The organism is Paracoccus rhizosphaerae, from assembly GCF_026162645.1.
Taxonomy (GTDB): domain Bacteria; phylum Pseudomonadota; class Alphaproteobacteria; order Rhodobacterales; family Rhodobacteraceae; genus Paracoccus; species Paracoccus rhizosphaerae.
In genome coordinates this window covers 1-8,071 of the sequence record NZ_JAOTBE010000098.1, presented here as the reverse complement: position 1 = coordinate 8,071, position 8,071 = coordinate 1, and the positions used below count along the sequence as shown (strand labels likewise).

The following is an 8,071-nucleotide window of genomic DNA, read 5'->3' as shown; positions in this document are numbered from 1 at the left end:
CGGGCGAGTGTTCAAGCGTGGCGACGGCTTTACCAGGAAGTGCCTGTTCGAAGCCGCGAAGGTGACCGAATGCGTCCAGCCGGGACGCACGGCGAGTAGAGATCGCTCCCTGGACTGCGGCAACGACCGCCCCCCTTCAATCAGCCCAACCTGAACGCAAACATGCGGCCCCAAGCGGCGACCGCGGAGAGAACCTCAGAGCCCGGCACGCAGGATGAACTGCAGAAGATAAACTCTTGACGACGGCGATGAGGGAACTCCGTGGGAGTCCATGATCATCAAGGTCTTCTCTTCACCATGGTCGGCAGCGCGTACGGCCATCGTCCGAGCGAAATACCTTTCCCTCTCCAACACCTCCGACAGCAGGAAAGCGTCTTGTGGGGCCGATAGGCGGTGGGCACATCAAGCCATCGGAAGCCATCGCCGGCTATCAGCATAGTTCCGCTGAGAACGCGCCTGTCATCAACGCGCGGGTTGTCATGGGACTTCGGGAACAAGAGCGTAATGCGTGTCATCTGCGCGTCGATCAGCCAGAAAAGGTCGCTCATGCCGACGCTCCGTTTCCGGGGCGTGAATCACGCTACGCAGTCTGACCCCAGCTATGACGGCACGGACGTGTCCGACGCCCAAAGGCTGAAGGCGCCGCAGGACGAGAACAGCAGGCTTGGACGATCTCTGGCAATTGCCACGACAGCATGGTGCTGAAGGATCTTCCCGCACCGACGCCTTGGGACATGGGACGAGGTAAGGCTGTCGGCCCCGAAGCGGCAGTCGGTGGTGAGGACGCCCCATGCAACCTGCCGCGCAGGTCCTTGTGAGCTTTTTCGTCAAGCTGCGGATCGGCATTCGAATGACGGATGACCTTACGAGATCGCAGAGCGGCACCCGTCGATGCCCGTCCCCCGACATGCGTCTCGGCGATTACAGTGCTGGTCGGCGAAGCAGCATCAGAGCGGCGAGGAAGATCGGGGATCGACGTAGAAGACATGGTCGTCGATCCGACGAACGCGGTCCATCGCCGGTGCCCATCCTGGCGACACGGAGGTGGTGTGGTAATGGTCGGCGCCCTCCAGTTCCGGCAACGGCCCTTCAAGCAGCGCCCGTGCGGCGAACCGCACCGCCGTTCCCCACGCCCTCATGTCGTCGATAGGTGGATAGTCATAGCGCGATGTCAGGAAGGCGAACTGCGTCGGGACGACGTTGTCGCAGGCCGTGTCACCCCAGCGGTGTGGGACCGCGGCACGTTGGAGGATCACCGAAGCGACTGCGCGTTGTCCGAACTCGTCCTGGTCACGCGCCTCGTGGTAAATCGCCACGGCGATGCAGGACAGTTCGCTGGCGTTGCGCAGCGAGGTCGGCGGCAATGGGACGGGGGCACCGCGCAGTATCTGCTCTGGCGTGGCGGGACGGGGAAACGGGCGGAGGGTGTGGACCTTCGTGGGGCGCGGCGCAGGGGCACGAGCGACCCTGAGCGCCAAAAGAGACGGCCTTGCCGCAGGTCGCAGGGGTTTCAGTGCAGCGGTCGGCAGCGTGGCGGCGCCCCGCTCCGGCAGGTGATGTGTCCGGCGCTCCTCGAGGGAGGCCGGTGGATTGCGGTCGTGCCCCCCGTCGAAGCGAGCGAAAATCAGCGCGCCTGATGAGCAGGCCACGACGAGAGCGACGACCGTTGCGAAAATCGCTCGGCTCATCGGGCTTCTCCTTCGATGAGCCTTAGAAACGGCGGAAAGCTGAAACTGTTCCAGCCGGGCGCCGCATCCGTCAGCCGATCCGGACCCAGGCGGCGGCCTTCCGGGCTTTGGATCACAGCAGGTGGACGCGGACTGCTTTACATGCGGTGTTCCTGCCCTGTGCGCCAGTCGGAGGCGCGACAACGGGGTTCCCCGGCCACTTGTGCGCTTCTATATCTTCTGGGCAGGTTTCTCGGCAGATGCACGTGGCAGGTTCATGCAGCGACTGGGAAGGCCAGCCAATGGCCGGACCTTGAGGCGCTGTGAGGCGTTGGTTCCGATTTGCGCCAGATGGAGAGGACATGATGGAAGATTACCCGCAAGCAGACGATCCGTCGGCGCTGGACCGCTTCGTGGCCGCGCAGGAGGAGACATATGATCAGGCTTTGGCCGAATTGCGCCGGGGCCGGAAGCAGGGCCACTGGATGTGGTTCATCTTCCCTCAGTTGCGGGGCCTCGGCCAGTCGCGGATGTCGTGGTTCTACGGCATCGCGGACGCGGCCGAGGCGGGGCGCTACCTGTCGCACCCGATCCTGGGTCCGCGCCTGATCACCTGCGGCGACGCTGTGCTGAAGCATGGCCATCTGTCCGCCGAAACCATTTTCGGTCCGATCGACGCCGTCAAGCTGCGGTCGTCGGCCACGCTCTTTTCGGCGACACCCGGAGCGCCGGACGTCTTCCACCACCTTCTGGAGACCTTCTTCGACAGGAAGCCGTGCCCGCGAACCCTGGGAAGAGCTGGTGCGGAAGACTCAGCCAAATAGGAGGGAACTTGCGCCGCAGCGCTCGTCTGGAACTTCGGCAACATATCTGATTTTCGCAAGAAGCGCGGTCAAACATGAAGCGCTTCTCTGTTGGACCCGCCTATCGGAACTTGCCCTATGTGACTGCCGAGGCGTTTCCCTTCGTCCTGCCAACCGGACCTGCCCTTCGCCCTGCCCTGACGGAAACAAGAGCCCTCACGCTCTGGTCCAAACGCCGCGCCGGCGGGGTTCCCCCGATCCACGTGCACTGATACCGAAACGGCGCATGCGTAGTTCCGCTACATTTGGGGTATTGGATGAACGTGTCATCTCCCGCACGCCTGATGCTCGGGGTGACTGACGGTCACCGCCCGCGGTGTCTGGGGCGGCTACAGGCAAGCATTCCGGATCGGGGACAGCAGAGGAGCGATGACGATGAAGCCAGACCGGACCCTCGAGCGGTTCCAACGTTCTCTCATCCGGCACTTTGCCACCAAGACCCTTGGGATGAGCCAAGGTTCCCAATCGCCCGGAGCAGGCACCGACCAGCCTTGTCAGTGGCCGCATTCCTCGCGTGCTGCAGCAGCACCCTGTCGCAGGCAAGCGCCAACGTGGCTCCCACGCGCCGGACAGTTCGGCCATGACTGGGTGCGCCTGTCCTGACCTGTCGCGGCCTGTTGCATCGTTCTGATACAGGCAGCAAAGCGTCGTCCCCTCTTCCAGCGGCATCATCGGCGTGTATGAAGCTGCAGGGACCACGGTCGCTGCCGAGTTGGCCGCCTGATGGAGGACATGATGACCGCCACGATGCTTCGGTTCCTGGACTGGTTCGACCGTCGGACGTCGGGCATGGGGCTTGTGATCGGGGCGTTGTTCGTTGCGGGCTCTCTGACGCCGTCACTGATCCCGCGCAGCCCTGCGGTCCAAGGCATCCTCGCCGGGTTCTGCTTCGCGGCGGGCTATGGCGTGACGGTGCTGGTCGAGGCGCTCTGGCGTTATCTGCATCTTCCACAGCTGACGACACGGCAGGCGCGGGTGGTGGTTCCCGCGCTTGGTGCGGTCGCGCTGGGCGTCGTGACGGTGTTCCTGGTCAGGTCCGCGGATTGGCAGAACGACATCCGCGTGGCGATGTCGCTGCCGCCGATCGACGGGGTCGCGCCCCTGGTCATCGCAGCTTGGGGCACGGCTGTGGCGGCCGTCCTGCTGGTGACCTTCAAGCTTCTGGCGGCATCGGGGCGTTATGCCAGCCGCCGCATCGCGCAGGTGCTGCCAGAGCGTCAGGCGCGGGTGCTGGGGATCGCGCTGACCGCCTTGCTGGCTTACCAGCTCGCCAGCGGGGTGCTGGTCCGCGGCGTCGTGCGCAGTGCCGACATGTCCGCGCAGGCGCTGGACGACCTTGTCCCTGCCGATCAGGTCGCGCCCCGGCAATCGTGGCAGACCGGAAGCCCTGCCTCGCTCGTTGCGTGGCAGGACCTGGGACGCGAGGGGCGGGCCTTTGTCAGCCGGACGCCCACGCCTCGGGCGATTTCGGACGTGACGGGGCAGCCAGCGCGCCAGCCGTTGCGGGTCTATGTCGGGCTGAACGCCGCCGAAACCCTGGCCGAACGCGCCGATCTTGCCGTCCGAGAGCTGGAGCGGGCCGGCGGCTTCGATCGATCGACGCTGATCGTCGCCATGCCGACCGGCACCGGCTGGATGGACCCTGCGGCAATGGAGCCGCTGGAGCATCTGCATCATGGTGACGTGGCAACGGTGGCGCTGCAGTATTCCTACCTGCAAAGCTGGATCTCGCTTCTGGTGCAGCCCGAACAGGCGGCCGAGGCCGGGCGGGCCCTCTTCGCCGCCGTGCACCGCCGCTGGCAGCAGCTGCCCGAGGCCACGCGTCCCAGGCTTTACCTCTATGGCCTCAGCCTCGGCGCGCACAGTTCGCAACAGTCGCTGCTTCTGCACGAGATGCTGGACCGGCCCATCGACGGGGCGCTCTGGGTCGGGTCGCCCTTCGTCAGCCCGCTGTGGCAGGCCCTGACGGCCGAACGCGATCCCGGCTCGCCTGCCTGGCTGCCGCGCCTGACGACGGGCGAGGTCGTCCGCTTCACCGACGGCCGGCAAGGGTTGCAGGAAGATGCCCCATGGGGCGGTGTCCGCATCGTCTTCTTGCAATATGCCAGCGACCCGATCGTCTTCTTCCGACCCGACATCGCCATCCGGCAACCCGACTGGATGCATCCGCCGCGCGGCCCCGAGGTGTCGGACGACCTGCGGTGGTATCCGATCATCACCGAGCTGCAGCTGGTCTTCGACATGGCGATCGCGCTTGATGTGCCGATGGGGCATGGCCACCGCTATGCCTATGTCGATCATATCGGCCCGTGGCTTGCAGTGACCGAACCGCCCGGCTGGACCCCGGACCGGCTGGAGCGCCTTCGCGCGCATTTCCGCCGGAAGCAGGCGGCCTTGGGCGAGTGAGGCAGCGTGCGGCATCAGGCGGGCCTGAGGGGATGGCCCTGCCCCATCCAGTCGCTCAGTAGCCCTTCCAAAGGCCGGGAGTCGCAAGTTCCAGAAGATGGCCGTCGGGATCCCGGAAATAGACGGACCGCCCACCGCGGGGCCATTCGCTGGTACTCTCGATCATGACGCCGTGAGCGTCAAGATGTGCCTGCCACTCTGCCAGCTGTCCGCGCTCGATCGAGAAGGCCAGATGAAGCGGCCCTGCGCCGTCATGGGGCGGGATCATACCACCGGGCGTCTTCACGGGTTCAAGCGTCCCGCCCCGGACGAACAGCAGAAGAACCCCGCGCCCGGCCACGTCATAGGCGCGCATGCGGGCGTCCTGGTGGATCGCGGGCAGGCCCATGACGGTTTCGTAGAATGCCGCGGCACGATCAAGATCGTCGACGTAAAGGGCGGTCTCGAGAATGGCGGACAGTGCTGGCATGGCCCGATGCTATGGTCGGCCGCGGCGCCGGTCAATCGCCTGGCGGAAGCAGATGCCGTGCAGAGGCCGGGCGAACGTGACGAATGGCGGGTGTCGCTCAGCCGGCACCAGGATGGGCCCTAATGCCCAGTCACATGTCACTGCGCCTGCCGCGGGCGCAGATGCAGGATCATGGACACGACTGCAGCCCCGGCACGGCCGACAACGCAGCCGACACCGATACCGGCAAGGTCCGCGATCCAGTCTGCGGCGCTCCTGTCGCGTCCGACGAAAGGCTGGATGATCTCGATGATGCCGCCGAAGGCCGCGTAGATCGGAACGACGACGATCAGCCAGCGCGGCCGAAGGACCGCCGTGGGAAGGACAAGCGCCGCAAAGCCGAGTGCATGGTAGACCTTGTCCGAGTTCGAGATCGAACCAAGCTGCGGCGACGGCATCGGCGTCAGGGTCAAGATGGATATCGCGATGACCAGCAGCACCGACAATCCGATGGTCAGTTTCGATCGTGCCTGCATATGCCCTTTATATCCCATGCCATTCGCGTTCAAGTGCCCATCTCTTACACCACCTGCGGCAGAACATAACCGGCTGCAACCATAGCTGAGGCAAAGGTGATGCGCGCGGCATCCCCCGGTTGCGCCCAAGGGCCAACCGATCTGTGGCGCCGAAACCTGTGCGAAAAGACAAGTTCTGTCCGGCCGCATGTCCGGCATAAATAAACTTGTACATTATTTACAAGTTGGATGAGTATTCCATGAGCCAGAACCTGCAGCAAGCCGACCTCCGCCCGTTCGTTTCGGCGAAGGATCTGACAATGATCATCTCTGCCATCGGCGCCTATTCGCACAATCCCGAATACAGGGATCTTCACGAGAGGCTGCAGCATCAGGCAATCACCTGGGGTGTGATCAGAAGCTCCTGATCCAGAACGGCATCGCAGCCAGAACGACCGCGCCCGATCCGGGCCAGTCGGGCTGCCACGGCAACGAAGCAAAATCGGAAGCCAGGGCCGTTCCCTCTGCATCTCTCAGCCATGCTGCGTGGCAACCACCGCCACGGCTGAAGCTGCGTCCTGCAGTTCGGGCAGTGCCGGGCGGCCTTGCCCGCCCAACGATCCGCGTCGGAAGACGCCTAGGTAACGTAAAGGTTTGTCATGTTTCTGAAGAAGTCCCGGAACCCTCGCATCGTCACGCTGGACGACGGCCGCATCCTGAGTGTCGCCGATCTTCCCGATGCGGATACCCGCTGGGTCGCCAGCCGCAAGCAGACGGTGGTGCTGGCGGTCACCCACGGGCTGATAGCCCGCGAAGAGGCCCTGGAACGCTATGGCCTGTCCGACGAGGAATTCGACGGCTGGTGTCGCGCCATCGCGGCCCACGGAAAGGCCGCACTTAGGGTCACCGCGCTGCGCAGGTACAGCTGATCCCGGCCGCGTGTCATCCGACGCGGGGCTGCCTGACTGTCCGCCCTCACCCGCCCAGGCTGACGAAGATCATGGCCATGCCCAGCACCGGCCCCAAGGCTGTCTGCACCGGTCCTCGCAACCCGATCAGCGCATAGGAGATGATCACGCAGCCTCCACCGACCAGGGCTGCGGACAGCAGCGCCGAGCCCGGCGCCTCGGCCAGCCGGATCAGGCCCGGGCGCGATCATGCCGAGCAGGATGAGGTAGAGCCTGACACCAGGCGCCATCGCCGTCATGGCGACCCGCAGCAATTCTTCTGCGCCATGCCGGCCGCAACGAAGACCGCGCCGCAGACGGGTGGCGTGATGGTCGACAGCAGCGCGATCCAGAAGACGAAGAGATGCGCCTGCAGCGGCTGAAGGCCTAGCCGTTCATTCCCGGCATCTGGTGGATCGGGTTCAGGATGAATCTGTCCGGCTCTGATGTCCAGATCTGGCAGGTGTACTCGTAAGGTATGGGCCCGTTGAGGGCCTCAAGACGACGCGCGAAGTTGTAAGCTGCCATGAAGTCCGTGAGGTGCGTCCGTAGCTGATCAAGGCTATCGTAGTGGAAGCGTTTGACGGTTGCGTCCCTGATCGTGCGGTTCATCCGTTCAATCCGTCCGTTTGTCGGGAAAACAGCCCACCCGACTGTTTCCTGATCCTCCAAGCTCTGGGGGTGGCTGGGTTTGGTCAGCCGGTGCTCAATCCCGCTCGACCATTGTCCTCGGACCGATGGCGGACAAGGTCCCGCCCTCACAGATCATGTCAAAGCGCATCGGCCGTGGATGCGCGGTGTTCCGGTTGCGGGGCTGCTCGGCGAACTGAATGCTCCTCGCCATCGGACTTGAACCGATGGCGCCCGCTGGCTCGTCCGGTTGGGATGGTGTGGACCCGACATGATGAGCCGCATGCCGGCGAATGCTTTGGGCATGTGTCGCAGGAACTCCCGAGCCGTCTTTCTGTTCGCCTTCTCGACAAGCTGGGTCACCGCAAACTTGCTCGTGCGGTCGATGCCGACGAACAGAAAAAGCCTGCCTTCGGCAGTCTGCACTTCGGCGATATCGATGTGGAAAAAGCCGATAGAGCAGCGTTCGAACCTCGACGTTAGCGTCCGAGGAGCTGGTGTAATTTCGTCGCCGCTGGCGGTGTGATCCCGGGTGGCCATCGAGGTGTAGGATCGAGGTGGAGTTTGGCGACTTCAACCACGGACCTTACGGAGA

At 64.4% G+C, this 8,071-nt stretch carries 8 protein-coding genes and 3 pseudogenes; 4 read left to right on the top strand and 7 right to left on the bottom strand.

The features are described from left to right. Nucleotides 1–273 precede the first annotated feature (273 nt). A pseudogene (locus OC184_RS18725) lies at nucleotides 274–548 on the bottom strand (transposase); the annotation flags it as partial. 399 nt (nucleotides 549–947) lie between these two features. Beyond that, complete coding sequence (locus OC184_RS18720; protein ID WP_265508673.1) at nucleotides 948–1,688, bottom strand: cell wall hydrolase; 741 nt, start codon at nucleotides 1,686–1,688, stop codon at nucleotides 948–950. Between the two features lie 341 nt (nucleotides 1,689–2,029). Here OC184_RS18720 and OC184_RS18715 point away from each other — a divergent pair, with 341 nt between their 5' ends. Further along, nucleotides 2,030–2,491 (top strand): DUF1810 domain-containing protein, encoded by a 462-nt coding sequence (locus OC184_RS18715; protein WP_265508672.1) that lies wholly within the window; start codon nucleotides 2,030–2,032, stop codon nucleotides 2,489–2,491. A gap of 774 nt (nucleotides 2,492–3,265) precedes the next feature. After that, nucleotides 3,266–4,936 (top strand): alpha/beta hydrolase, encoded by a 1,671-nt coding sequence (locus OC184_RS18710; protein ID WP_265508671.1) that lies wholly within the window; start codon nucleotides 3,266–3,268, stop codon nucleotides 4,934–4,936. 55 nt (nucleotides 4,937–4,991) lie between these two features. Here the strand turns inward: OC184_RS18710 and OC184_RS18705 are convergent, their stop codons facing one another. Next, a complete protein-coding gene (locus tag OC184_RS18705; protein ID WP_265508670.1) occupies nucleotides 4,992–5,405 on the bottom strand; it encodes a VOC family protein in 414 nt (137 codons plus the stop codon). A gap of 137 nt (nucleotides 5,406–5,542) precedes the next feature. After that, entirely contained in the window at nucleotides 5,543–5,938 is a 396-nt protein-coding gene (locus OC184_RS18700; RefSeq protein ID WP_265508669.1) for a VanZ family protein, read from the bottom strand. Between the two features lie 221 nt (nucleotides 5,939–6,159). Here OC184_RS18700 and OC184_RS18695 point away from each other — a divergent pair, with 221 nt between their 5' ends. Both OC184_RS18695 and sciP read left to right on the top strand, forming a co-directional pair. Next, nucleotides 6,160–6,327 carry a hypothetical protein gene (locus OC184_RS18695; protein WP_265508668.1) on the top strand — a complete coding sequence of 56 codons (168 nt, stop codon included), beginning with the start codon at nucleotides 6,160–6,162 and terminating at the stop codon, nucleotides 6,325–6,327. A gap of 231 nt (nucleotides 6,328–6,558) precedes the next feature. Then, entirely contained in the window at nucleotides 6,559–6,828 is a 270-nt protein-coding gene (sciP, locus tag OC184_RS18690; RefSeq protein WP_265508666.1) for a CtrA inhibitor SciP, read from the top strand. Between the two features lie 274 nt (nucleotides 6,829–7,102). Here the strand turns inward: sciP and OC184_RS20420 are convergent, their stop codons facing one another. The 3 genes and pseudogenes from OC184_RS20420 to OC184_RS20600 form a co-directional block, all read right to left on the bottom strand. Then, nucleotides 7,103–7,186: a hypothetical protein gene (locus OC184_RS20420; protein WP_322630231.1), complete on the bottom strand. Its 84-nt coding sequence runs from the start codon at nucleotides 7,184–7,186 to the stop codon at nucleotides 7,103–7,105. Nucleotides 7,187–7,233: 47 nt separating this feature from the next. Further along, nucleotides 7,234–7,557, bottom strand: a pseudogene (locus OC184_RS20605) (integrase core domain-containing protein); the annotation flags it as partial. Nucleotides 7,558–7,779: 222 nt separating this feature from the next. Further along, nucleotides 7,780–7,950: pseudogene (locus tag OC184_RS20600) on the bottom strand (IS481 family transposase); the annotation flags it as partial. Nucleotides 7,951–8,071: the final 121 nt, after the last annotated feature.